21 protein-coding genes are annotated in these 24,776 nt (G+C 42.3%); 15 read left to right on the plus strand and 6 right to left on the minus strand.

Annotated elements, in window-relative coordinates; translation table 11 throughout:
* The first annotated feature begins 17 nt into the window (after positions 1 to 17).
* On the plus strand, positions 18 to 842 hold the full coding sequence (gene nadE, locus G7Y42_RS07490; RefSeq protein ID WP_165005330.1) for an ammonia-dependent NAD(+) synthetase: 825 nt from the start codon (positions 18 to 20) through the stop codon (positions 840 to 842).
* Between the two features lie 73 nt (positions 843 to 915).
* Here nadE and G7Y42_RS07495 read toward each other — a convergent pair whose 3' ends face one another.
* Positions 916 to 1,806, minus strand: coding sequence for a helix-turn-helix domain-containing protein (locus tag G7Y42_RS07495; protein ID WP_165005329.1), 891 nt, complete (start codon positions 1,804 to 1,806; stop codon positions 916 to 918).
* Positions 1,807 to 2,007: 201 nt separating this feature from the next.
* On the opposite strand from G7Y42_RS07495, the gene G7Y42_RS07500 reads away from it, so the two are divergent.
* The 3 genes from G7Y42_RS07500 to G7Y42_RS07510 all read left to right on the plus strand — a co-directional run bounded on the left by G7Y42_RS07500 (position 2,008) and on the right by G7Y42_RS07510 (position 5,455).
* Positions 2,008 to 3,009 carry a family 43 glycosylhydrolase gene (locus tag G7Y42_RS07500; RefSeq protein WP_165005328.1) on the plus strand — a complete coding sequence of 334 codons (1,002 nt, stop codon included), beginning with the start codon at positions 2,008 to 2,010 and terminating at the stop codon, positions 3,007 to 3,009.
* A 17-nt stretch (positions 3,010 to 3,026) separates the two neighbouring features.
* Positions 3,027 to 4,268 (plus strand): oligosaccharide MFS transporter, encoded by a 1,242-nt coding sequence (locus G7Y42_RS07505; protein ID WP_165005327.1) that lies wholly within the window; start codon positions 3,027 to 3,029, stop codon positions 4,266 to 4,268.
* A 116-nt stretch (positions 4,269 to 4,384) separates the two neighbouring features.
* Positions 4,385 to 5,455: a GntR family transcriptional regulator gene (locus G7Y42_RS07510; RefSeq protein WP_165005326.1), complete on the plus strand. Its 1,071-nt coding sequence runs from the start codon at positions 4,385 to 4,387 to the stop codon at positions 5,453 to 5,455.
* Positions 5,456 to 5,513: 58 nt separating this feature from the next.
* Here the strand turns inward: G7Y42_RS07510 and G7Y42_RS07515 are convergent, their stop codons facing one another.
* The gene (locus tag G7Y42_RS07515; protein ID WP_165005325.1) at positions 5,514 to 6,914 is read right to left on the minus strand and encodes a sugar porter family MFS transporter; all 1,401 of its coding nucleotides are present in this window, start codon (positions 6,912 to 6,914) and stop codon (positions 5,514 to 5,516) included.
* Between the two features lie 219 nt (positions 6,915 to 7,133).
* Here G7Y42_RS07515 and G7Y42_RS07520 point away from each other — a divergent pair, with 219 nt between their 5' ends.
* The 6 genes from G7Y42_RS07520 (at position 7,134) to G7Y42_RS07545 (ending at position 14,978) form a co-directional block, all read left to right on the plus strand.
* Complete coding sequence (locus G7Y42_RS07520; RefSeq protein WP_165005440.1) at positions 7,134 to 8,735, plus strand: FGGY-family carbohydrate kinase; 1,602 nt, start codon at positions 7,134 to 7,136, stop codon at positions 8,733 to 8,735.
* A gap of 18 nt (positions 8,736 to 8,753) precedes the next feature.
* Positions 8,754 to 9,452, plus strand: a complete 699-nt coding sequence (locus tag G7Y42_RS07525) for an L-ribulose-5-phosphate 4-epimerase (RefSeq protein WP_165005324.1) — start codon at positions 8,754 to 8,756, stop codon at positions 9,450 to 9,452.
* 16 nt (positions 9,453 to 9,468) lie between these two features.
* On the plus strand, positions 9,469 to 10,893 hold the full coding sequence (araA, locus tag G7Y42_RS07530; RefSeq protein WP_165005323.1) for an L-arabinose isomerase: 1,425 nt from the start codon (positions 9,469 to 9,471) through the stop codon (positions 10,891 to 10,893).
* A 386-nt stretch (positions 10,894 to 11,279) separates the two neighbouring features.
* Positions 11,280 to 12,437, plus strand: a complete 1,158-nt coding sequence (locus tag G7Y42_RS07535; protein WP_165005322.1) for an NAD(P)-dependent oxidoreductase — start codon at positions 11,280 to 11,282, stop codon at positions 12,435 to 12,437.
* Positions 12,438 to 12,568: 131 nt separating this feature from the next.
* Positions 12,569 to 14,425, plus strand: coding sequence for an LTA synthase family protein (locus G7Y42_RS07540; RefSeq protein WP_165005321.1), 1,857 nt, complete (start codon positions 12,569 to 12,571; stop codon positions 14,423 to 14,425).
* Between the two features lie 118 nt (positions 14,426 to 14,543).
* Positions 14,544 to 14,978 carry a hypothetical protein gene (locus G7Y42_RS07545; RefSeq protein WP_165005320.1) on the plus strand — a complete coding sequence of 145 codons (435 nt, stop codon included), beginning with the start codon at positions 14,544 to 14,546 and terminating at the stop codon, positions 14,976 to 14,978.
* Positions 14,979 to 15,553: 575 nt separating this feature from the next.
* Here G7Y42_RS07545 and G7Y42_RS07550 read toward each other — a convergent pair.
* Together G7Y42_RS07550 and G7Y42_RS07555 are read right to left on the minus strand one after the other, a co-directional pair.
* Positions 15,554 to 15,715, minus strand: a complete 162-nt coding sequence (locus tag G7Y42_RS07550) for a hypothetical protein (protein WP_165005319.1) — start codon at positions 15,713 to 15,715, stop codon at positions 15,554 to 15,556.
* Between the two features lie 15 nt (positions 15,716 to 15,730).
* Positions 15,731 to 16,759 (minus strand): lactonase family protein, encoded by a 1,029-nt coding sequence (locus tag G7Y42_RS07555; RefSeq protein WP_165005318.1) that lies wholly within the window; start codon positions 16,757 to 16,759, stop codon positions 15,731 to 15,733.
* 133 nt (positions 16,760 to 16,892) lie between these two features.
* Between G7Y42_RS07555 and G7Y42_RS07560 the strand changes: the two genes are divergently transcribed.
* Both G7Y42_RS07560 and G7Y42_RS07565 read left to right on the plus strand, forming a co-directional pair.
* Positions 16,893 to 17,246 carry a PTS glucitol/sorbitol transporter subunit IIA gene (locus tag G7Y42_RS07560; RefSeq protein ID WP_165005317.1) on the plus strand — a complete coding sequence of 118 codons (354 nt, stop codon included), beginning with the start codon at positions 16,893 to 16,895 and terminating at the stop codon, positions 17,244 to 17,246.
* 15 nt (positions 17,247 to 17,261) lie between these two features.
* On the plus strand, positions 17,262 to 18,428 hold the full coding sequence (locus G7Y42_RS07565; protein ID WP_165005316.1) for an AI-2E family transporter: 1,167 nt from the start codon (positions 17,262 to 17,264) through the stop codon (positions 18,426 to 18,428).
* 94 nt (positions 18,429 to 18,522) lie between these two features.
* On the opposite strand, the gene G7Y42_RS07570 is transcribed toward G7Y42_RS07565, so the two are convergent.
* Both G7Y42_RS07570 and G7Y42_RS07575 read right to left on the minus strand, forming a co-directional pair.
* Positions 18,523 to 19,143, minus strand: coding sequence for an NAD(P)H-dependent oxidoreductase (locus G7Y42_RS07570; RefSeq protein ID WP_165005315.1), 621 nt, complete (start codon positions 19,141 to 19,143; stop codon positions 18,523 to 18,525).
* A 791-nt stretch (positions 19,144 to 19,934) separates the two neighbouring features.
* Positions 19,935 to 20,231, minus strand: a complete 297-nt coding sequence (locus G7Y42_RS07575; protein ID WP_165005314.1) for a rhodanese-like domain-containing protein — start codon at positions 20,229 to 20,231, stop codon at positions 19,935 to 19,937.
* Positions 20,232 to 20,437: 206 nt separating this feature from the next.
* On the opposite strand from G7Y42_RS07575, the gene G7Y42_RS07580 reads away from it, so the two are divergent.
* The 3 genes from G7Y42_RS07580 to G7Y42_RS07590 are packed head-to-tail and all read left to right on the plus strand — an operon-like array spanning position 20,438 to position 24,717.
* Positions 20,438 to 21,085 carry a TetR family transcriptional regulator gene (locus tag G7Y42_RS07580; protein WP_165005313.1) on the plus strand — a complete coding sequence of 216 codons (648 nt, stop codon included), beginning with the start codon at positions 20,438 to 20,440 and terminating at the stop codon, positions 21,083 to 21,085.
* A gap of 15 nt (positions 21,086 to 21,100) precedes the next feature.
* On the plus strand, positions 21,101 to 22,828 hold the full coding sequence (locus G7Y42_RS07585; protein WP_165005312.1) for an ABC transporter ATP-binding protein: 1,728 nt from the start codon (positions 21,101 to 21,103) through the stop codon (positions 22,826 to 22,828).
* Positions 22,825 to 24,717: an ABC transporter ATP-binding protein gene (locus G7Y42_RS07590; protein ID WP_165005311.1), complete on the plus strand. Its 1,893-nt coding sequence runs from the start codon at positions 22,825 to 22,827 to the stop codon at positions 24,715 to 24,717. The genes G7Y42_RS07585 and G7Y42_RS07590 overlap by 4 nt, the downstream gene beginning before the upstream one ends.
* The last annotated feature ends 59 nt before the right edge of the window (positions 24,718 to 24,776 follow it).

Raw genomic sequence — 24,776 nt, forward strand, 5'->3', positions numbered from 1 at the left:
CTTAGGAGGAGAGAAAAATGAGTTTACAAACAGAGATAATCGAAACATTAGGTGTAAAACCCGTCATCGACCCCCAAGAAGAAATACGCAGAAGTATCGACTTCATGAAAGCTTATTTGAAAAAATATCCATTTCTTAAATCATTCGTTCTAGGGATCAGCGGCGGTCAGGACTCTACATTAGCTGGGCGTCTAGCGCAATTGACGATGGAAGAGATGCGCGAAGAAACACAAGACGACAGTTATCAGTTCATCGCTGTCCGCCTTCCTTACGGCGAACAAGCTGATGAAGAAGATGCAAAAGCTGCGCTGGATTTCATCCAGCCTGATGTCAGTCTGAGGGTCAACATCAAACCGGCTGTTGATGCACAAGTCCAAACCTTGCACGAAGCAGGTGTAGATGTGAGCGACTTCAACAAAGGCAACATCAAAGCACGTCAGCGAATGATCACGCAATATGCAGTAGCTGGCGAAAGAGCAGGAGCTGTATTAGGGACAGACCATGCAGCAGAAAACATCACAGGTTTCTTTACCAAATTCGGCGATGGCGGTGCAGATATCCTGCCGTTGTTCCGTTTAGACAAACGGCAAGGGAAACAACTGCTGAAAGCACTGGACGCACCAGAAAAGCTATACACAAAAATCCCTACAGCAGATCTTGAAGATGGTAAACCAATGATCGCAGATGAAGTTGCTTTAGGAGTAACTTACGATGAGATCGATGATTATCTGGAAGGAAAAGAGATCCCGACAGATGCCCAGATAAAAATCGAAGCATGGTGGAACAAAACGCAGCATAAACGTCATCTGCCAATCTCGGTATTCGATGATTTTTGGAAATAAGAAATCAAAAAACAGCCGCTCATTTCCAAGAGGTGGCTGTTTTTTTTTGCTCGATAAACCAGAAAGAGCTTTTTTAGCTATAGTAAACTTTTAGTTTGATGTCCTGATCGTAATTACCGAATCCTTTACCGAATAACGTACATCCTCCTACGTTTTTCGCATCTTCTTTGACTTCGATCCGCAGATTCCACGTATCTTCTGTACTCGGTATATCGCCGATCGTCACCTTAGATAGCGGTTCGCCATTGATGTTCGTCAAGTGTTTCGTGATCCTGATCGTTTTTAGCAAACCATATTGATTGAGGTTATCCGGATACCAGGCAGGTGTATATTTGCCGCGGATATCAGCAAAATCCCCAGGGCTTGTCCATGTGCCTAACTCTACACCATTCAGACTGAAAGTGATATCTGACGGCCAGTTATCATTCGAAAAAGGGAATTCGGAAGAAAGTTCCACGGAAATTTCCAGCATTTCCAATGTATCTTCTTTATTCAAAAAATTCGGTGACTGGTATTCGACAAATCCGCTGGTGAACCACAGAATCCGTGCATCCATCCTTCTAGGATCGACAAAGTAACGTGGTTCATCGACTGTACCGATGAAATCATGGATCGTCGCTAATCCGCAAGTCGGCTCGATCGCATAATTCGTATAATGTCCAATTGGGATGGACGTTTCTTTGGTATCGAAGGCGTTGAATATTTTTTCAGGAAAACTGATATTGATCTTGTCCACGCGGAGACTGGAGATTTTTTTTTGTCCGATCTTTTCCGTTTTGATGATATTCGCTTCTTCTAGTTTTTTGACATGCATCGTCGTGATTGCGCTGCTGATACCAAGCGCTTGCGCGAGTTCTTTGACGCTCATCTTATTTTTGGAAAGCAGCTGGATGATTCTGATCCGTACCTTGCTAGCTAGTGCTTCGTAAACGGGGAGTGATTCCTCTGTGATATCTATCTGCATAATTATCCTCACCTATTTCATGTATATTCTAATCTTAACATACTAGTTAATGTAGTCAATGTTATTAATTGAAACCAAAGTTATAGTTAATGTTTTTATTAACTTATTATTTTTATATAAAAATAATTAATATATATATTATTGACAGCGTTTTCTTTAAGGGGTATGATTTATACATAAATTAATGAAGGAGGCAACAAAATGACTGTAGCATTGAAAGAAGAAGCAAAAATCAAACAAATGAACGAGGCGTATCAGAAACCGCTGATCATCCAGCGCGCGGACCCATTCATTTATAAACACACGGACGGCTATTATTACTTTATCGCTTCTGTCCCTTCCTATGACCGTATCGAGTTGAGACGGTCGAAAACGATTGCTGGTCTAGCGAATGCTGCACCGCGAACGATCTGGCGCAAACATGATACTGGTGAGATGAGTAAACTGATCTGGGCACCAGAAATCCATTATGTCGATGGAAAATGGTATGTCTATTTCGCAGCGACACATACAGCAGAAATCATCGACGGTTTGTTCACTCACCGGATGTATTGTTTGGCATGTGAGGCCGAAGACCCGATGTCAGATGAAAATTGGCAGGAAAAAGGACAAGTGGTCAGTCATTTAGATACGTTTTGCTTAGATGCGACCGTATTTGAGCACGAAAATCGGCTGTATTATGTCTGGGCACAAAAAGACAATGAAATCGAAGGGAACTCGAATCTTTATATTGCGGAAATGGCTAATCCATGGACATTGAAAACAGAACCGGTCATGTTGACGAAACCGGAATATGATTGGGAATGCAAAGGATTCATGGTGAATGAAGGGCCGGCAGTCCTGATGCGAAATGGCAAGATATTCATCACATATTCTGCAAGCGCTACCGATGAGAACTATTGTATGGGAATGATCTATGCTGATCTGGATTCGGATCTTCTGGATGCAGATAACTGGACCAAAAGCGAAGTGCCTGTTTTCCAAAGCGACCTTGCGACGAAACAGTACGGGCCTGGACACAATTCGTTCACCGTGGCAGAAGACGGTGAAACAGATATCCTAGTCTATCATTGCCGAGATTATACGGAAATCAAAGGAGATCCTCTGTATGATCCGAATCGACATACGAAAGTACAGGCGTTCGGCTGGGATGATCGCGGATTTCCAGTTTTCGGTAAACCACTGCCATATACAAACGACTAAGAGATAGGAGGATCATCATGAAAAAAGGAACGAATCATTTTTGGAGTTTTGCCGGGACACATTTCACTTACTTCTTTATCTGGGCGACGATTTTTGGTTTCTTGTCTCTGTGGCTGCAACAGGTTGCAGGACTTGACGGAACGCAAGCGGGTATCATCTTTTCGTTCATGGCATTTGTTTCATTGTTCTATCAGCCGATATTCGGCGTGCTATCCGATAAGTTGGTATTCAAGAAAAGTCTTTTGATAGCGATTACAGTAGCGGGGGTATTCATCGGGCCGTTTTTCCAATGGGGATTCATCCCTCTATTGACGATCAATACTTTCTTTGGTGCATTTATCGGCAGCGTCTATTTAGCGTTTGTTTTAAATGGCGGTGTCGGAGTTGTCGAAACATATGTCGAACGAGCTAGTTTAGTGAATAAATTCGAATATGGACACTCAAGGCTTGGTGGTTCGATCGCCGGAGCGGTTGCAGCGTTTGTGGGAGGGATCATCTTCACGCAAAATCCTTATTCCATCTTCTGGTTATGTTCCTTCATGTCTGTCGTATTGACGGCACTAGTGATCTTTGGGGACAAAGTGAACCTTGAAGATCGCGAGCAGTTGACAGAAGAAAAAAATGAAGTCACTCGAAAAGAAATCTTTACATTGTTCAAAAGCAAAAATTTCTGGCTCTTATGTTTGTTCTTCGTGGGGACTGCAGCAATCTATGACGTAGTCGACCAGCAATTCGCCATTTATTACCGTACTTTTTTTCATGATATCTCTCAAGGAACGATCATCTACAGTCGATTGCTTTCTATACAGGTCGCGCTAGAAGCGATGATCATGGTGCCGATGCCAAGTGTAATCAATAAGATCGGTGCAAAAAAAGGAATGATCTTTTTCGGCTGTCTGATTTTCATTCGAGTGATGCTTAGTGCACTTGCGCCGAATTGGATCGTCTTATCTGGTGCTCGGCTTCTTGCGGCTGTTGAGATGCCATTATTGCTTGTTTCTGTGATGAAATATATCTCTGGTGCTTTCGATTGGCGGCTTTCAGCGACTGTGTATCTTCTGGGCTTCAATTTTTCCAAGCAGATCTCGGTTTTTGCGTTTTCGACGATTGCCGGCAGAATGTATGACAGCATCGGCTTCAAAGAAACTTATATTTTTTTAGCGGTCATAGTACTGATCGTGACAGTGATAGGTGCTTTAGGACTGAAAAATCCAGTGAAAGAATCAGAGATCGCTCTTGGGTTGGAAAAAGGCGTCTAATTTTATCGATATAGAGAATGAAAATAAGCAAAAAAGGCAGCTGGAAATATCCAAGTTGTCTTTTTTTGTGTATAATGAGCTATATATGTACGTACAGATCAGAAGGAGTAAGGCAAATGGCAAAATATCAAGATATCGCAGAAGAGCTCAAACAAAAAATTCTCCGAAATGAATATGAACGAAATACGACGATCCCGTCAGAGTTCAAATTACAGGAAATATACAATGTCAGCAGACATACGATCCGTCAAGCAATCGCGGTGCTGGTAAACGAGGGTTATTTACGTAAGGAAAAAGGCTCAGGGACTTATGTAGATGACCGTTATAAAACAGAAAAGATGATGCAAAACAGAAATAAAACGATCGGTGTGATCACGACATATCTCTCGGATTATATTTTTCCGTCAATCATCCGTGGGATCGAAAATGAACTGCGGAAATACGGTTATTCGCTGCTTCTGGCAAGTACCAACAATGACCACGAATTAGAAAAAGAATGTTTGGAGAAAATGATCGATTACGGCGTAGACGGATTGATCGTCGAACCGACAAAAAGCAGTCAGTATAATCCGAATCTCGCACTTTATGTCCGTTTGCGCGAACAGATTCCTATGGTGATGATCAATGCAGTATATGAAGAATTGAATGCTTCTTATATTTGCCTAGATGATGTGAAAGTCGGTTTCATGGCTGCAGAACATTTGATCAGAAAAGGGCATCAGCACTTGCTGTTCATCACAAAGATCGATGACCTTCAAGGGAAGTATCGGATGAAAGGCTTCATCAGTGCCTGCGAACGATATAACGTGCACTTCTTACCGGAAGATGTCATCACTTTTACTACAGAGACCAGAAAAACGATCATTGGAAAAACATTGCAGCGGTTAAAGGAAAAGCCAGAATTAAGCGGAATCATTTGTTATAATGATCAGATCGCCAGTTTATTAGTGGACGAATTAACAGAAAACGGCTATCAGATACCAGAAGACCTGTCGATCATGGGAACAGATGACTCTTCTTTAAGCCAGATAGGGAACAAAAAACTGACCACATTGACTCATCCAAAAGAAAAACTGGGAAGTGACGCAGCTGATTGGATCGTCAAAACGATCGAAGAAGGGAACGCACAACCTAATATTCTTTATGAACCAGTATTGGTTGAGCGGGATTCAGTCAAAGAAAAATAGAATAGGATGGAACAAGCGCTCAGCGCTTGCTCCATCCTATTTTGCTTGACACTTTTTTTCAAGAATGTTTTGCAAAAATCGAATGAGGAGCGTGGTTTCTTACTGTCTGTTGTTCGATTTCTTCTAGAGATTTCCCGCGAGTTTCCGGCACCAGCCCTTGAATGAATAGGACACCTAAAAAGCAAATGATCCCGAAAATACCAAAGACGAATTCTTGCGGCATAGAAGCAGTCATGATAGGGAACAATAGCCCGACTAAGAAAGAACCGATCCAATTGAATGAAGAAGCTAGACCGGAAGCACGTCCGCGAACAGCTAATGGAAAAATCTCGCCCACCAGTACCCAGGTCAATGGTGCCCAAGTACAAGAATAAAAAGCGACATAAAGACACAAAAAGAAAATGATCAGGATCGAATTCGTATGAGCATCCAAAACAGTTCCTAAAAGAGCAGGTAAAATGAAGGAGATCCCCATCACACTGCCGCCTATCTTCAGTAACGTCCGGCGATTGAATCTATCGGCGATCACTAAGAAGAGCAGAGAACCAGCAACTAAAATGATTCCTTGGATAACAGGCCACATCAAGGCATTGCTCGCTGCATGTCCCGTTGCTTTTTCCACAATCAGCGGAATATAGTAAAAAATAGCATTTGCCCCTTGGAACTGTTGAAATACAGCCACACCGATCCCCGCCATGACCAGATAACGATATTTTCCGGAAAACAGGGTATGCCAAGACGCAGTAGTCGTTTTTTCCTGTCTAGTATTTTGTGAAATCTGAGTAAATTCCTGCTCCGCTTCTTCTGGAGTCCGGATATAACGCAGTACTTGTTTAGCTTCTTCCAGTCGACCGGCTTGGATGAGAAAGCGAGGTGATTCTGGTAAAGCTAGCACACCGAAGAATAAAATCAAAGCAGGGACGGCTGCCAGTCCAAGCATGGAGCGCCAAGCGATCGTTTCGGGCAGTCCCTTTAAGGAATAGTCGACGATATAAGAAAGCAGCATACCGGAAGCAATCATCACTTGATTGATGCCTGACAAGCGTCCGCGAAGATGTGCAGGAGCCATTTCAGACATATAGGCAGGGACCAAAGCAGAAGCTGCGCCTACTGCTAGTCCCAGTAAGATCCTTGATGCGATCAAGAAATAAGATCCATTATGAGGTGCCGCAGCAGATAAAAGGGAGCCGAGCATAAAAATGATCGCTGAGATCAGAATCATTTTTCGACGACCTAATCTGTCAGATAAAAGCCCTGACAAAGAACCGCCGATAATCGCTCCCAACATGACTGAAGAAGTGATCCAACCGATCAATGAAGCATTCCCGGCCAGTCCCCAATCATTTTGCAAAAAAGGTAGTGCACCTGTCATCACACCAATATCATAACCGAATAAAATGCCGCCAAACGCGCCGAAAAAATAAATAAACGATGCAGAAACTCTTTTTTCTTTTTTCATATAGAACTGTCTCCCTCTTATTCAAGAAGGCGATTTGATTTGTTTGTTGTAAGCAATTTCATTCTATAACTTATGTACGTACAAAACAAGCGTTTTTTTAAGCTTATTTAAAATTTCTCCTTGACATGTACGTACAAAAGTATAAAATAATTCTTGCAAGCGCTACTAAAACGAAGAGCGATTTGATTAGTTTGTCGAAAAGGAGGGAATATGATCAATATGAGTGAGATTAATGCACAAAGTATGCTAGATGTCATAGATGGACGTACATCTTTAGGGATCGAGTTTGGATCGACAAGAATCAAAGCAGTACTGATCGATTCATCATTCACGCCTATTGCATCAGGCAGCTATGAATGGGAAAACAAATTGGAGAATGGGATATGGACCTATCCTCTGGAGGATGTTTGGAAAGGTCTGCGTGTCAGTTATCGAAGAATGGCGGCAGAAGTATTCGAGACATATGGCGAGACGATCACAACGATCGGTTCGATCGGATTCAGCGCCATGATGCATGGTTATTTAGCTTTTGATAAGGATGATCAGTTATTGACGCCGTTTCGGACATGGAGAAATGCCATGACCCAAGAAGCAGAACAGCTGCTGACGAAAAACTTTCATTATAATATTCCGCAACGCTGGAGCATCGCACATCTCTATCAAGCGATTTTAAATAAAGAAGAACATATAAAAGAAGTCACTTTTTTGACAACGCTTGCAGGTTATGTCCACTGGCAGCTGACAGGTGAGAAAGTCCTTGGTATCGGGGATGCTTCTGGCATGTTTCCAATCGATACCGCTACAAAAAACTATCATCAAGGAATGAAAGAAATCTTTGATCAGCTGATTGAAAAAGAGCATATCGATCTTGATTTGAACCAAATCCTGCCTAAGATCTTACTTGCTGGGGAAGAAGGCGGGAAACTGACAGAATCTGGTGCCTATCTCATCGATCCGACAGGCAATTTGAAACCTGGTATCCCGATTTGCCCCCCAGAAGGAGATGCAGGGACCGGCATGACTGCCACGAACAGTGTAGCCAAACGAACAGGGAATATTTCAGCAGGTACTTCTGCTTTTGCGATGATCGTGCTGGAAAAAGAACTACAGGAAGTGCATCCAGAAATCGATCTAGTGACGACCCCGACTGGTGAGTTAGTCGCAATGGTGCATACAAATAACTGTTCTTCAGAAATCAACGCGTGGATGAATCTTTTTGAGGAATTCACGAATACATTAGGGATGGAGATCAGCCGGGAAAAACTGTTTTCTGTCTTGTTCGAAAAGTCGCTGGAAGGAGATCCCGATTGTGGCGGATTGCTTTCTTACGGTTACTTTTCCGGAGAGAATATCATGGGTGTGAATGAAGGAAGACCCTTATTCGTACGGACTCCTGAAAGCCGATTCACGCTAGCTAATTTTATCCGTGTCCATCTAGCTAGTTCATTCGGTGCCATGCGGATCGGTATGGACATCTTGAAATCAGAAGCTGTCCACATCGACCGGTTAGTCGGACATGGTGGGATCTTCAAAACACCAGAAGTTGGTCAGCGACTGTTAGCTTCTGCCATGGAAGCACCAGTGACAGTGATGGAAACAGCAGGAGAAGGCGGTGCTTGGGGGATCGCGTTGTTAGCAGCCTATATGCTAGATCAAAGCGGACAAACGTTGGAAGCATTTCTGGCCAATGATGTGTTTGCAGGTGATACAGGGACAACGATTTCTCCAAGCAAGGAAGAGTTAGCGGGTTATCAGGTCTTCATCGAACGTTATCGCGAAGGAATCGAGATCGAAAAAACAGCTATTACGAAGCTGCGTTGAATAAAGGAGTGCGTCGGAATGTTAGAACGATTGAAAGAAGAAGTATTTCAGGCAAACTTAGAATTGCCGAAACGCGGACTGATCAAATATACATGGGGAAATGTGAGCGCTTTTGATCCGGAGACAGGCTACTTTGTCATCAAGCCAAGTGGCGTCAGCTATGAAGAGATGACAGCAGAAGATATGGTCGTTGTTGATCTGGACAACCATATCATAGAAGGAGAACTGAATCCTTCCTCAGATACACCTACTCATGCGGTTTTGTACCGAAAATTCCCGCAGATCGGTGGGATCGTCCATACTCATTCCACTTGGGCAACGATCTGGGCACAAGCAGGTTTAGATGTTCCTGCAATGGGAACGACGCATGCGGATACTTTTTATGGATCAGTTCCTTGTGCACGTTTTTTGACACAGCAGGAAATCGACAGCGGCTATGAGCATGAGACAGGGAATGTGATCGTTAAAACCTTCCAAGAACGCGACATCGATCCATTGGCAGTACCAGGTGTGCTGTTGCACGGTCATGGCCCCTTTACTTGGGGAAAAGATGCTGCTAGTGCAGTAATGAATGCCGTCGTATTGGATGAGGTCTGCAAAATGAATCTCTTTACCCGGCAGTTGAATACCTTTGCGGAAGAACTTCCTTCACGCATTTTGGATAAGCACTATTTGAGAAAACACGGCAAAGATGCCTATTACGGACAAGGAAAATAAAAGGAGCGAGATAGTTATGTTAAAAATCGGCGAAAAAGAATTCTGGTTTGTCGTAGGGTCACAGCACTTATACGGTGAAGAAGCATTACAGGAAGTAAAGAAACATGCACAAGAAATGGTCGATGAGTTGAATAGTCAAGGACGATTGCCTTATCCGATCCGGCTTCAGGAACTAGCAGTCACAGCGGATACGATCACAAAAATCATGAAAGAAGTCAATTATCGAGATGAAGTTGCGGGTGTAATCACTTGGATGCATACATTCTCACCAGCAAAAATGTGGATACGAGGAACGAAACTGTTGCAGAAACCTTTACTCCATCTAGCAACCCAATATAACGAAAGTATTCCATGGCAGACGATTGATATGGACTTCATGAATTTGAACCAATCAGCACACGGCGACCGCGAATACGGCTTTATCAATGCGCGACTGAACAAACAAAATAAAATCGTCGTCGGCTATTGGAAGCGTCCAGAAGTCCAAAAGCAGATTTCGGAATGGATGGATACAGCAGTCGCTTATAATGAAAGCTTTTCTATCAAAGTGGCTCGCTTTGGCGACAATATGCGTAATGTCGGCGTGACAGAAGGCGACAAAGTAGAAGCACAGATCCAATTCGGTTGGACAGTTGACTATTTTGGTATCGGAGATCTTGTCCAAGTGATCGATGCTGTTTCAAAAGAAGAGGTCGAAGCGCTATTTGATGAATACAAAAAGTTATACACCTTCGACTATGGGGATTATGAAGAAAAAACGTGGGAAGAACACGTGAAAGTCCAAGCACGACAAGAGATCGGTATTCGCCGGTTCTTGGAAGAAGGCGGCTATACAGCTTTTACAACGAACTTTGAAGATTTATACGGGATGAAACAGTTTCCTGGTTTAGCTGTACAGCGTTTGATGGCAGAAGGATATGGATTTGCCGGAGAAGGAGACTGGAAAACAGCAGCGATCGATCGATTGATGAAAATCATGGCTCGCGGCGAAAGCACTGGATTTATGGAAGATTATACGTATGAACTGGCTAGCGGGAGAGAAGCAATCTTGGAATCCCACATGATGGAGGTAGATCCTACCCTTGCCTCGACCAAGCCACGCATCGTCGTTTCTCCACTATCGATGGGAGACAGAGAAGATCCGGCACGTTTGGTCTTTGATGGGAAAGCCGGGAACGGAGTCGTTGTTTCTATGGCAGATTTCGGCACGCACTTCAAATTACTTATCAATGAAGTCGAAGCATTCGAACCGACCGTTGAAGCACCTAACTTGCCAGTAGCGCGAGTGCTTTGGGAAGTGAAGCCAAACTTCCACGAAGGCATCCATGCATGGATCCAAGCAGGCGGTGGTCATCATACCGTGGTCTCTCTCAAACTAACGACAGATCAAATCGAGACTTGGGCAAAATTAGTGGGATTGGAATATGTAGTGATCAGATAAGGAGCCATTCGATCCTTTTGAAGGCTCGTTATCACTAATCAAATAGAACAGCTGAGACAGTCATCTTGTTTCAGCTGTTTTTTCGTTTTCATCCAACCTTCCTAGAAAAGCCGATGAGGTCACGGAGCCAAAGCAAACATTTGTCTAATTTTTGATAATTAGAGATACTTGGGATAGAGGTTGTGACAGAGATGTTCAGTCTTGAGCGATAAGAAGCGATTTTGAAAAATAGCTTCCCATATTTTACAAAATCGTGCCTTATTGCCGATAGGCTATCTCTGGAACACCGTGTATGAGGTTGTGAAAAAGCTGTTCTGCATCAGGCAGTAACGACGATCAGAGAAAAATATCGGTTGAAACACTAGGATAGAAAAGGAGGAGACGCGATGTACCGTATCCATTTGCTAGATTTACTGACAGAAGAAGAGATGGAAAAAATACCTAAAAATTTATTTGAAATCACAGAAGACTTACCTGCACAAGGTATCCTCGTTCGAAGTACAGTGGTCAAAGAGGAATGGATCGTACCAGAACTCTTGGCGATCTCCAGAGCAGGAGTCGGAGTCAATACTATCAACGTTGAAAAAGCCACTGAGAACGGAACGATTGTCATGAATACACCCGGCGTCAATGCCAATGCAGTAAAAGAACTTGTGTTATGTTGCCTGCTGCTCTCAGTTCGACCAGTAAATGAAGCAAGTCAGATGGTCCAGCAATTGAAAGGTCCAGATATTTTGACGCAAGCAGAGGAAAAAAGAGGCGATTATACCGGTCAGGAATTATCGGGAAAAACAGTCGGATTACTTGGCTTGGGTGCTGTGGGTCAAGCGGTAGCAAGAAGCTGTTACGATCTGGGGATGAATGTATTAGGCTACGCACAAAATGATTCTCATTTGGATTATGTATATCAAACCAACTTGGAAGCTGTTTTATCCGCTGCGGATTTTGTCGTAGTCATGCTTCCGCTGACAAAAGAAACAATGAATCTTCTAGATAAGCAAAAGATGGAAAAAATGAAAAAAGGTGCTGTACTGATCAATGTCGGACGTAACGGTATCGTAGAAAAATCAGCCGTCTTACGATTAGTGGAAGAAAGAAAGCTTGCAAGATACATAACCGATTTTCCGGAAGAAGAATTTCTAGGAAATGAGCGGATTATGATGCTTCCGCATATCGGCGGTTCTACACAAGAAGCACTGGCTGACGGGAGTAGACTAGCTGTCCAAGCATTAGAGGATTATTTGTTGTTTGGTACCGTCACCGAATCGGTCAATTATCCTTCTGTGCGATTGTTATTCCAGGCACCTTTTCGAATCACTGTTTTTTATCAGAAAAAAGTAAATATATTAGCAGAGATCTTCTCCATTTTGAAGAACCAGCAAGTCTCGATTGGTGATCTCACCCGCAGTCATAAAGAGGGATACCAGTATTTGCTGATCGATGTGGAAAATACGGACAAAAAGCTTCTGACTCAGATAAAGCAACAGATCGAACAGATCACAGGAGTCAAACGCGTACGTCTACTGAAGAATCCTTATTCGTAAAAAAACAAAGCGAATCATTTTGATTTCCTTAATTCTTTCGACAGTTCTTTACTTTCGAATTCGGGGCTACTACAATAAAAAAGACAGTATAAAATTGTCTTGATCAAAGAAATAAATGAAGGAGCAGTCGTTTGAAAAGATATCTGAACAATCTCTCGCAAAAGCAAAAAAAGATTTTAAAAATAACGGCTATCACGATAAGTGCTGTCTTTATTGTCGTATTCAGTAATTTGTATTTGCAATGGTGCCAAAATGAGCTTTCCGTTGATTTAGCATTGAAATTCGCTTTTTCATGGCACACAGAGAAATTCCTGCTCGCTTGTTTGGTTTTGCTAGTCGTCTTGCTGTTTTTTATCGCTGTAGCCGGTTCATTTATTTTCGGCACTTTATTTTATATGATTAGTATCGGAGTACTGGGATATGCTGATTATATGAAAATGAGTTACCGGCAAGAGCCGATTTATCCCGATGATCTAAAGATGATCACGGAATTCGGTTTATTGAAAGACATGACAGGGACAGGACTGTTCCTGCTGCTTGCCGGTTTGATCGCAGCGGCGGTGGGATTATTTATTTGGGGAATGGTTCGCAGTTTGAAAAAAGGACGGCATTTCCAAATACTGCGAGTTGTCACTTTAGCTGTCACTGCCATTACGCTCAGTTACATCAGTAATTTCAATCAGCCAGACAATCTTCTTCGTAAAGCATACGATAAAACAGCATTATGGATTCCCTATAGTCAGAAAATGAATTATTACAACACTGGATTCATCGGCGGATTCCTCTATAATTTGAAAGTCGACCCGATGGAGCAGCCAGAAGGGTATTCTAAAGCAAGAATCAAAGAAATCACTGAGAAGTATCAGAAGATCGCCGATGAGAAGAACAAGACGGCAGATGAAGAACAACCGAATATCATCTATGTGATGAGTGAAAGCTTCTCAGATCCAAGTCGCTTGAAGGGTGTCGACATTTCTGGAGATCCATTAGCCGATTATTACGCAGTAGCAGACCAGACCTACAGCGGCAATATGCTTTCTCAAAATTATGGTGGGGGGACAGCAAATATCGAATTTGAAGCGTTGACCGGTTTTTCAATGTCCTTATTCAATGCACAGCTTACCACACCGTATACGATGCTTGTGCCAAAAATGGATCGATTGCCTTCGATCGTCTCGATGCTGAATGCCCAAGACTATCGGACGACAGCCATCCATCCTTATAATACTTCTATGTATAAAAGAGAGGATGTTTATCAAACACTTGGTTTTGACCAGTTCATCAGTGAACGGACCATGACGCACACCGATACGATCGATGATAATCCTTATATATCAGATGACGCAGCTTATCAAGAAGTCATGGATCTTTTAAAAGAGGAAGAGACACCTCAATTCGTTCATTTAGTCACGATGCAGACGCACATGCCCTATAACGGCAAATATTCTCAGCTAGACTATTCTGCAAAAACAAGTGATAACAGCGACACACTGAGTCTAGATAACTACTTGCAGGATATCGCATACAGCAGTAAAGCGCTAAAAGAATTTACAAAAGGATTGAGTGAGTTGTCTCGAAGAACTCTCGTCGTCTTTTGGGGCGATCATCTTCCTGGGATCTATTCAGATGAGATCCAGGCGCAAAATGACAAACAGACACTGCATGAAACCCAATTCTTGATGTTCGACAGTGCAGGGAAGTTAGAAAAGAGCGGCACCCAAGATGCGGTAACGAGTCCTTTTTATTTCGCCGCAGATTTGTTAGAGCAGACCAATCAAAAGACAAGCGGATTCTATCAGCTTTTATTAGCCCTTGAACAGGAACTCCCTGCATTTGAGCGGAATCTGTACTACCAAAGCGACCAATGGCGTAAAGAGGCACAATTGAACGCGGCACAGCAGGAAATCTACGAAGAATACAAGCTGCTTCAATACGACATCGTTTCAGGAAAGCAATACAGTTTAGCGAATCATTTTTTTGAGCAGTAAGTGAAAAAACTGTTTCAATCAATTGGAAAATAACAAATTATCTTTGATAGAGCTTGTCACCTAAGCGATAAAAAAGGTAAAATAGGAACCAGACAAAACAAGAAAGTAGGAAAGAAGCATGTTACCGAATATTGGCTACTACGTACAATCCGTTGATACGATCGTGCAAGAAACAGAAAAAATCGGCGAAGAGATGCATCCGAAATATGAATCGATAAGAGAAGCAATCGATCAGAAAAAGACAGCTGAATTATCAAAAGAAGAACTGGAAGAAATCGTCCAGCTTTTTGAAGAAGGCACGAAAAAATACCATGTGATGCTGAAGAAAATCGGGACATTGCGTCCGCCGGCAAAAGCGATGGGAATCCATAAGAAATTTGAAAAAGCATACCTTTCTTATATCGCAGGTTGCGAAGAAATGATCCAAAGCATCGATCCTGTAAATGGAGTAGATGCTGAACTGTTTGATGCTTCTGAGCAAAAGCAGGATCGGGCAACGGAAGATATCTCTTCTGCGATCCAAAAAATGACAAACATGTTATTGAAAAGATAGAAGAAAACGTATACCTATTGAAAACTAGAGTTATCTAATATAAATATCATATTATTTTTATGTTAAATGTCTCTAGATGCTTTATGATAATAGTACAACCTATAACCAACAACCACCTTAAAAAAGACTCAATATGAGTAGATACTCCTTTTCCGCCAAGTCTAACCAGCTAGGCGGTTTTTTTGTTTGGAAGAAAAAAGTTGTGCCAGAAGTAGCTTCTTCGAAAAATAAGCCGAAATTTTACAAAAATTTGAGAAGCAATTTTCGTAAATTCCTTCTTATTTCTTGAAGCCGCCCACTTCTGTCACAACCTCTCCACTAAACGGTGTTCCAACTGCTGCTTCTCGGCAATAAGTTCACTGAACAAGAAAATATGAGGAGCTATTTTCTGTTCAGTGTCCTTATTCCTTAAAGCAGAACGCAGTTGTCACAACCTCATACACGGTGTTCTCCTGCCAACTCCTCGGGCACAAGTCACACTATTCATCAAACATGAGAAGCTGTTTGTTGAAATTGTTCCTTGTGCCTCAGAGTTAAACGTCAGGCTCACAACCTCTTTTTCCTATAATGACGAATCAGTTCTCTACATTTCGGACATAGTCGTTGAAATAGTTTTCCAGATCCGTTTTCAATTTTTGATACTCTTCTTCACTGTAGTTTTTTTCTTCGAGCTTTCCTTCAAAAAACGGGATACCTAATTCCTCCCGTAAACGATCGAGTACTTCTTGTTGGTCCATTTTTTGCACCTCGCTTTAATCGATTTGATCGAAGTAAACACACACGCACTCTGGAGCATAGACGTCTTTTTGCACCAGTTCTAACGATCCAGTTTCCGGATGTCTGCGGTATAAAGACAGGTTGTCTGTATTTTGATTTGCACAAACGACATAGCGGTCATCTGAGCTCAAAGCAAAATCACGCGGAAAGTCTCCTTCTGTGGAAATGATCTGCGTACGTTCTACGTGCGTACCATCTTCTGAAATAGCAAAAACCGCAATGGAATTATGTCCGCGATTCGATGCGTATAAAAAACGACCGTCAGTAGAAATACGGATCGCAGCTCCGCCATTTTCTTCTGTGAATTCTTCTGGTAAAGTGGAGATTTTCTGCAACTCTTGGAATGTGCCATCTTCCTTTTGATAAGAAAGTACACGAACCGTACTATCCAATTCACCGAATAAGTAAGCAATCTGATTATTCGGATGGAAGACCAAGTGACGAGGCCCAGTGCCGGGTTCTGCTATGAATACGGCTTTTTCAGTTAGTTTTCCGTTTTCTGAGACATCATACGTATATACGCGGTCTGTCCCTAGATCGCAGACAGCTAGGCGCTGATCAGGAGTTAGATCCGTATAGTGGACATGTGCATGGTCTTGGTTTTTGTGAGGTCCAGTAGGTTCCTGATGGAAAACAGCGTCTGCCGCTTCTAATTCGCCATCTTTGAGAATATGATAGACATTCACTTCACCTTTATGATAATTGGCACCATATAAAAGCTGGCGGGGCTCATCCACTGCTACATAACATAAGGGTGCACCGGACTCTGTTACCGCATTCAAAAAGTGAAAAGAAGGATCATACGCTCCTGCACCGCCTAAACCATCTATGCTCGTGACCGTATATAGATTTCCAGCTTTGCTCTTGACAAGATAGGTCGGACTGGTTTCTTTGGTAGCTAGCGAAAGATTGGTCAATGCTTCTTTTTCAGTGTCGAGCTGGATAGTGTAGATGCCTTCGCTTTCGCGTCTGGTGTATGTTCCTAAAATGATTGTTTCAATCATTGTATCCCTCCTAAAGATCGATTTCTAGATTCCTTTTTTATTCTAACATACAACCGTTCATGAAGGTGAAAGAAAAAGAATATGTTATACTTGTTTTGAAAGCGATGTTTAAAGCAGTAAAGGAGAGAATAATATGATTCATGCAACTATAACAGAGATCGGGCCGGAAGCTGTGAATGAAGAAGAGCCGATGGTGATCCTATTCAATGAAACAGCTACAGACGCACTGCGAAAGTATTCGGTCATTCAAGAAATCGACACGAAAAAAGCGTTCTCGCTTCAACCAGGCGGAAAGATTACTTTTGATGAACAAGAATACCAAATCGAATATGTCGGCGCAACAGCGAATCAAAACCTTGATACAGTAGGGCATGTTACGCTGATTTTTGATCAATATCCGGAAGAAGGAAGAATCGTCAATGGGGTATATCTATCTCCGTACAAACTTCCTGAGCTCCAAGTAGGTACACAAATCAGTTATTCTTAAAAGGAGGGATCACAGATGGAAGGGAAGAACAAGAAGCCAAGACCTGTTTCCTGGTTTTGGCGGTGGTTTTTAAATAATCAAGTCGTCACCTCTTTACTGGTCGTCCTTTTGATCTTGCTGATCGTCTTTTTATTCACCAAGGTTTCTTATCTTTTTGAGCCGGTATGGCAATTTTTGGCGATCGTTGGACTGCCAATCATTTTAGCGGGGATTTTATATTATCTGATGAATCCGGTGGTGGATTATTTAGAAAAAAGAAAGGTCCCTCGGTTATACAGTATCATTGGGCTGTTCGTTGTGGTCGTTGCCTTGATCGTATGGGGATCGTTTGTGATCATTCCGAAGATCCAGGAACAGACCGTGAGCTTTATCAGTAATTTTCCGCAATACGTCGACACGATCGATGAGAAATTAACGGAAATCTTACGCGATCCGTTGTTCAACCAATTCCGTGAACAGCTAGAGACCGCAGGCGATCGTTTTATGAGCTCTGCGGGAGACATGATCCAAGATATATCGAAAAGCACAGTCCAGAGTCTAGGCAGTTTTGTCGGAGCAGTCGCGACGATCCTCGTTGCTTTATTGACGATGCCGTTCATCTTGTTTTATTTATTGAAAGACGGGAAGCAGTTAGCGCCTTATTTCGTGAAATTCCTGCCGACGCGTATGCGGAAACCGACTTTGAAGGTATTGAGTGAAATGAACAGTCAAGTTTCTTCTTATATAAGAGGGCAGTTGACGGTCGCATTTGCGGTAGCGATCATGTTCATGATCGGGTTTGCGATCATTGGCTTAGATTATGCGGTCACACTTGGGATCATTGCCGGTTTTTTGAATTTGATCCCTTATCTAGGATCGTTTTTGGCAATGATTCCTGCTTTGTTTTTAGCCATCGTTGCCGGACCCGTCATGATCATCAAGGTGCTAGTCGTATTTGCGGCAGAGCAGACGATTGAAGGAAGACTGATTTCGCCGTTAGTCTTGGGCAACCAGCTATCGATTCATCCAGTGACGATCTTGCTCGTATTGCTGACGTCAGGAAAATTGTTCGGTATTATCGGTGTCATACTTGGGATACCAGTATATGCAGCAGCAAAAGTAGTCATTACGCATATTTTCGAGTGGTATACGACGATTTCGACGCTTTATGAAGAAAAGACACCGGATCAGCATAAAGAATAAAGAGGGCGAAAACGTCCGTGGACAAAAATCAAAAAGGCCAAGGCAGTTTCTGCCCTGGTCTTTTTGTCTTTTTCACGATCGAAACATATCTGTTCTAGAAAGTTTTTCCTAGTTCTGTTGCTTGATCCAAAGCCGCTTGCATCAGTTCATCTGCACGGTCTGGCGCATAGTCGATTCCTTCGATGAATAATTGCTGTACGTCATCGATTCCGACAAAGTTCAAGATCCCTTTTACATATTGAGAAGCAAAATCTTGTCCGTTATATACACCGCCATTTGATTGGATGTGCAATGCTTTTTTCCCTGAAACTAATCCTTCTGGTCCGTTTTCGGTATAACGGAAGGTTTTGCCGGCAACATTGACTGTGTCAAACCATGCTTTTAATTTTGTAGGGATATTCAAATTCCACAATGCATTTGCAATAACGATCTTATCGGCTGCAAGAAACTGCTCTGTCAGTTCGTTGAAGCGGGAGATTTTCTGCTGCTGGCTTTCTGATAATGAAGAAAACTCTGCTCCTGCACGAAGCGCTTCCCAGCCAGATAAAAGTTCTTCATCGATTTCTGGGATATCATCACGATAAAGTTCTAAAAGAGTGACTTCATCATTAGGATGATTTTCTTGATAACTTGTTAAAAATGTAGTTAATGCTTTAACTGAACGTGATTCTTGAGCAGTTAAAGGATGTCCTTTGATTACTAATACAGATGCCATAATCCTACCTTCTCCTTTTTTTTGCCTGTTTGTTATGTCTAAGACCAACAAGGTTAGTTTACTTGAAAAAGAAAAGGCTATCAAGTTTTTTTCCATTGACGGTGGTTATGGTGGTATCCGGAAGAAGAAAAGTGATCCGATGATAAAGCGTCATTATCTGCATTCAAATCAGGGCGAAGTTGTGACAACTTCATACACGGTGTTCAAGTAGCTGACCTTCGGCATTAGTTCAGAAAAATGCAAAATATGGGAAGCTATTTTTCATTTTTCCTTGCTAATGCTTAGGTCAAAGCGCTGCTTTCACAACCTCACACACGGTGTTCTCCTGCCAACTCCTCGGGCACAAGTCACAATATTCATCAAACATGAGAAGCTGTTTGTTGAAATTGTTCCTTGTGCCTCAGAGTTAAACGGCAGGCTCACGACCTCTGATTTACGGTGTTCAATCAGCTGACCTTCGATATTAGCTCAGAAAAATACAAAATATGAAGAGCTATTTTACATTTTTCTTCTCTAATACTCAGGTCAAAGCGCTGCTTTCACAACCTTCTACACGGTGTTCAAAAGCTTGCATCTGCGGCACTAAGCCCAAACAGATGAAAAACATGAGGAGCTGTTTTTATCTGTTTGTTCTTACTGCTTGATGCAGAACAGCTTTTTCACAACCTCATACACGGTGTTCCAACTGCTGCTTCTCGGCAATAAGTTCACTGAACAAGAAAATATGGGAAGCTATTTTCTGTTCAGTGTCCTTATTCCTTAAAGCAGAACGCAGTTGTCACAACCTTTTCCTACGCCACACTCCCCTGTAACGCTTCCATCCCTCCAACGATGTAGACCGCATGGAATCCTTGCTCGGTCAGCTGATCTGCAAGTATTTCAGAACGTCTTCCCGTGTAGCTGAGGATGTAATAGTGTTTAAAAGGATCTAGATTTTTCAATTGTTTCGGCAAGTGAGCAGCAGGGATAGAGAGTGAGTGACTAAGGTGTTTTTTTGTATAATCCAATGTATTTCGAGTATCCAGGACAACTGCATCTGTTCCTAGTGTCAGCTGATTGAAGTCTTGGACAGTAATTGATTTGGCCATTTATCGTCATCCTTTGTTTAGTATGGAGCTATTCTAAAGGTACGCTTGTATTTATTCAAATAGAAGGATCGGTCTTACACTTTTTTTAAGTAATGTAGCCCGACTGAAAAAAATGTTGCAAATATCTTGCAAAACATCATCAAGGTGTTATAATGACATAGCGTCATATGACAAGGTGTCATAAATCGACAGAAAGGAGGAAAAAAATGCCGACTCAAACATTTTTTCATTTACCTGAAGAAAAGCAAAAACGACTTTTAGAAGCCGCTCGGGTAGAATTTTCCAGAGTGCCATTGAATGAAGCTTCGATCGCAAACATCGTGAAACTAGCAGATATTCCCCGTGGCAGCTTTTATCAGTATTTCGAAGATAAAGAAGATCTTTACTTTTATTATTTTGAAACAGTCAGAAGAGATAGCTCTAAGGACATGCTTCAATTGATGAAAGAAGCAAAAGGCGATCTATTCAAAGGATTCGAGTTGTATTTTACCAAGATGATCCGCGATACATTAGAAGGCGAGAATGCTTCTTTTTATCGAAATCTGTTTATGAATATGGACTATCGAGCTTCTCGAAAAGTCGTTCCTCATACATCAAAGGATCATCGACTAAGTCCGCATAAGAACCACAAGCAAGATGCCAAGGAATTGATCGAATTGATCGATCAGACAAAGTTGAAAGTCAATGATTCCCATGAATTGGAATTACTGATCCAATTAGTCATGAATACGGTATTCACAACGATCGCTCATTCTTATAAATCTTTTTCTACATCTGAGGATTACTCGGCGGACGAAGCAATCAAAGAATTCAAATTAAAGCTCTCCTGGCTAAAAAACGGAGCATATAAATAGAAAGAAGGGAATAAGATGCTAAAAATCGTAAAACGGATCTCCTTGACTTCGGCTATTGCAGCTGCGGTTTTCATGGTTATCCAAGTATTCGCAGACCTGTATTTGCCGACACTTACCTCTAACATCATCGATAAAGGGGTCGCACAAGGAGATGTCGATTATATCTGGCAAACTGGATTTGTGATGATCGGATTTTCTTTGATCAGCATTTTCGCAGCGATCGCTAATACATTTTTCGCTACACGAGAATCTCAAAAATTAGGGAAACAATTGCGTACGGATGTTTACAAAAAATCAGAAAGCTTGACGAATGATGCTTTTGACAAATATGGTACAGCTTCTTTGATCACACGTACGACGAATGATGTCACTCAAATCCAAATGGTGACTCAGATGTTCTTGCGTATGATGATCAATGCACCAATCACATTGATCGGTGCCAGCTTTTTAGCTTATCAGAAGGATCATCAGCTGACGAAAATCTTCTTAGTCGTGATTCCTGTGATGCTGGTATTAGTCGGCGGGATCATGTATTTTGCCGTGCCGCTATTCAAGAGCATGCAAAAGAAAACAGACCGGTTGAATCTGGTATTTCGTGAAGGTTTGACAGGTGTCCGTGTGATCCGGGCATTTGATAAAACACGTTTTGAAGAAAATCGGTTCGATCTAGCGAACAAAGATTATACGAACACAGCAATCAAAGTAAACACGATCGTTGCCTTGATGATGCCAGTAATGACATTGATCATGAGTGGAACGAACGTTGCAATCACATGGTTTGGCGGACACTACATAGCTGATATGACGCTTGAAGTTGGGAACCTGATTGCTTTTATGACTTATGCCATGCAGATTCTGATCAGTTTTATGATGCTTTCTGCCATATTTATCATGGTGCCGCGTGCGCAAGCATCTGCTGATCGGATCAACGAAGTACTGGATGAAGAGATCGGTATCAATGATCCAAAAGATCCGAAAACTGTTTCTTTAGCTGGAAAAGAGGCTTCTTTAGTATTCGATCATGTCAATTACCGCTATCGTGGCGCAGAAAAACTTGCACTTGAAGACATCGATTTTTCGGCGAAATCCGGCGAAATCGTGGCAATCATCGGTGGAACAGGGTCAGGGAAATCGACTTTAGTCAATCTGATCCCTCGTTTATATGATATCGAATCTGGAGAAATCAGGATCAATGGAACAAGTATCAGTGAGATGACACAGCACAATCTACGCGAACTGATGGGCTTCGTTCCTCAAAAGTCGATGCTGTTTTCTGGAACGATCCGCGACAATATGCAGTACGGGAAATCTGATGCCACAGATGAAATGATTTGGAAAGCCTTGGAGATCGCTCAGGCAAAAGACTTTGTTTCAGAACTTGAAGATGGACTGGACAGTCATGTAGAACAAGGCGGAGGGAACTTCTCCGGTGGACAAAGACAACGTTTAGCTATTGCGCGTGCTTTAGTCAAACCAGCAGATGTCTATGTATTCGATGATTCTTTTTCAGCATTGGACTTCAAAACGGATGCGAAACTGCGCCAAGCCTTGAAGGTCAATATGAAAGAAAGCATCACAGTCTTAGTCGCACAGCGAGTAAGTACCGTAATGGATGCTGACACGATCTTAGTTCTCGATGAAGGCAAGCTAGTCGGCAAAGGAACACACGATGAATTACTTGAAACAAATGAAACGTACCAGGAAATCGTTCATTCACAATTGAGAGAGGAGGATCTAGCATGAGTAAAACAAACACAAAAACCTCTCATGGACCAGCAGCTGGGCCAGGACATGGCGGACCAGGCAGAAATATCGGTGCCAAAGGAGAGAAACCTAAAAATTTCTGGGGAACTGTCCGTCGATTGTTCGGTTATATGTCAAAACGGTTGGTAGCGATCATTACAGTTTTCGTACTGGCGATTGCCGCAGTCGTTTTCCAGATCCAGACACCGAAAGTCTTGGGGAAAGCAACAACAGAGATCTTCAAAGGTGTGATGACTGGTGCACAGCAAATGCAGCAGGGACAGCAGATCACGAAATTACCGATCGATTTCGATAAGATCGCGCAAATCATTTTTACCGTGATCGTCATGTATCTGATCTCGGCAGTGTTCAATTTCCTGCAGCAATTTATCATGACACGTGTTTCACAACGGACCGTTTATGAATTGCGTCATGACCTAGAAGCAAAAATGAATCGGGTGCCGATTTCTTATTATGATACACATACGAACGGGGACATCATGTCTCGGGCAATCAATGATATGGATAATATCGCAAGTACACTGCAGCAGAACCTTACGCAATTTGTCACCAGCGCAGTCACACTGATCGGTGTGATCGTGATGATGTTGTCTATCAGTTGGCAATTGACGCTCGTAGCCTTATTGATGATCCCATTGAGTTTGATCATCGTTATGATCATTGCGCCAAAATCGCAAGTATTCTTTGCTGATCAGCAAAAGAGCCTTGGTCTTTTGAATAACCAAGTCGAAGAAACCTACGGCGGCCATACCATCGTCAAAACGTTCAACCATACAGAAAAAGACCAGGAAGTATTTGAAGAAGAAAACCAGAAGCTGTATGCTGCAGGCTGGAAAGCACAATTCATCTCAGCGATCATCATGCCTTTGATGAACTTCGTCAAAAACTTGGGCTATGTCTTTGTAGCTGTACTAGGCGGGGTAAAAGTCGCAAATGGGAATATGACACTTGGGGACGTACAGGCTTTCTTACAATATACGACTCAATTTTCACAACCGATCACTCAGCTGGCAAGCTTGATGAATACGATCCAATCAACAGTGGCTTCGGCAGAACGGGTATTCCAAGTGCTAGATGAAGAAGAGATGACAGAAGAAAAATCCGGACTTCCAGTAGAAAAAGATACACCATATAAAGTCCGTTTTCAAAATGTCCAATTTGGCTATACACCAGATAACCTGTTGATGACTGATTTCAATCTTGATGTCAAACCGGGAGAGATGGTCGCTATCGTTGGTCCGACTGGTGCAGGGAAAACGACCTTGATCAACTTGCTAGAACGCTTTTATGATGTGTCAGGTGGAAGTATTCGTTATGATGGCGTAGATACCCGTGACCTTTCTCGAGATGTACTGCGCGCCCAATTCTCGATGGTCTTGCAGGATACTTGGTTATTTACAGGAAGTATCTATGACAATATCAAATACGGAAATGACGACGCAACGGAAGAACAAGTGATTGAAGCAGCTAAAGCCGCTCACGTGGACGAATTTGTCCGTAAATTGCCAGATGGCTACAACACAGTATTAAATGAAGAAGCAAGCAATATCTCGCAAGGACAACGTCAATTGATCACGATCGCTCGCGCTTTCTTAGCAAATCCTGACGTACTGATTCTTGATGAAGCAACCTCTAGTGTGGATACACGTACGGAGATCCTGATCCAAAAAGCGATGAACCGTTTATTGGAAAACCGGACAAGCTTCGTCGTTGCTCACCGTTTGTCAACGATACGTGATGCAGACAATATCATCGTAATGAACCACGGATCGATCGTGGAAACCGGCAACCATGATCAATTGATGGAAAAAGACGGGTTTTATGCCGATCTTTATAATAGCCAGTTTTCAGAAGAAGAAGCGGTCTGAACACCGAGCATAGGACAATAGGTATTACTTCGAACAAGTAAAATGACAGGGAATGGAAC

The sequence above is a fragment of the Enterococcus sp. ZJ1622 genome, assembly GCF_011038845.1.
Lineage (GTDB): Bacteria > Bacillota > Bacilli > Lactobacillales > Enterococcaceae > Enterococcus_B.

Bases quoted from the DNA above. Each gene is read 5' to 3' on its own strand.
- nadE (WP_165005330.1), top strand. From the start codon at position 18: ATGAGTTTACAAACAGAGATAATCGAAACATTAGGTGTAAAACCCGTC.
- G7Y42_RS07495 (WP_165005329.1), bottom strand. From the start codon at position 1,806: ATGCAGATAGATATCACAGAGGAATCACTCCCCGTTTACGAAGCACTA.
- G7Y42_RS07500 (WP_165005328.1), top strand. From the start codon at position 2,008: ATGACTGTAGCATTGAAAGAAGAAGCAAAAATCAAACAAATGAACGAG.
- G7Y42_RS07505 (WP_165005327.1), top strand. From the start codon at position 3,027: ATGAAAAAAGGAACGAATCATTTTTGGAGTTTTGCCGGGACACATTTC.
- G7Y42_RS07510 (WP_165005326.1), top strand. From the start codon at position 4,385: ATGGCAAAATATCAAGATATCGCAGAAGAGCTCAAACAAAAAATTCTC.
- G7Y42_RS07515 (WP_165005325.1), bottom strand. From the start codon at position 6,914: ATGAAAAAAGAAAAAAGAGTTTCTGCATCGTTTATTTATTTTTTCGGC.
- G7Y42_RS07520 (WP_165005440.1), top strand. From the start codon at position 7,134: ATGAGTGAGATTAATGCACAAAGTATGCTAGATGTCATAGATGGACGT.
- G7Y42_RS07525 (WP_165005324.1), top strand. From the start codon at position 8,754: ATGTTAGAACGATTGAAAGAAGAAGTATTTCAGGCAAACTTAGAATTG.
- araA (WP_165005323.1), top strand. From the start codon at position 9,469: ATGTTAAAAATCGGCGAAAAAGAATTCTGGTTTGTCGTAGGGTCACAG.
- G7Y42_RS07535 (WP_165005322.1), top strand. From the start codon at position 11,280: ATGTACCGTATCCATTTGCTAGATTTACTGACAGAAGAAGAGATGGAA.
- G7Y42_RS07545 (WP_165005320.1), top strand. From the start codon at position 14,544: ATGTTACCGAATATTGGCTACTACGTACAATCCGTTGATACGATCGTG.
- G7Y42_RS07550 (WP_165005319.1), bottom strand. From the start codon at position 15,715: ATGGACCAACAAGAAGTACTCGATCGTTTACGGGAGGAATTAGGTATC.
- G7Y42_RS07555 (WP_165005318.1), bottom strand. From the start codon at position 16,759: ATGATTGAAACAATCATTTTAGGAACATACACCAGACGCGAAAGCGAA.
- G7Y42_RS07560 (WP_165005317.1), top strand. From the start codon at position 16,893: ATGATTCATGCAACTATAACAGAGATCGGGCCGGAAGCTGTGAATGAA.
- G7Y42_RS07565 (WP_165005316.1), top strand. From the start codon at position 17,262: ATGGAAGGGAAGAACAAGAAGCCAAGACCTGTTTCCTGGTTTTGGCGG.
- G7Y42_RS07570 (WP_165005315.1), bottom strand. From the start codon at position 19,143: ATGGCATCTGTATTAGTAATCAAAGGACATCCTTTAACTGCTCAAGAA.
- G7Y42_RS07575 (WP_165005314.1), bottom strand. From the start codon at position 20,231: ATGGCCAAATCAATTACTGTCCAAGACTTCAATCAGCTGACACTAGGA.
- G7Y42_RS07580 (WP_165005313.1), top strand. From the start codon at position 20,438: ATGCCGACTCAAACATTTTTTCATTTACCTGAAGAAAAGCAAAAACGA.
- G7Y42_RS07585 (WP_165005312.1), top strand. From the start codon at position 21,101: ATGCTAAAAATCGTAAAACGGATCTCCTTGACTTCGGCTATTGCAGCT.
- G7Y42_RS07590 (WP_165005311.1), top strand. From the start codon at position 22,825: ATGAGTAAAACAAACACAAAAACCTCTCATGGACCAGCAGCTGGGCCA.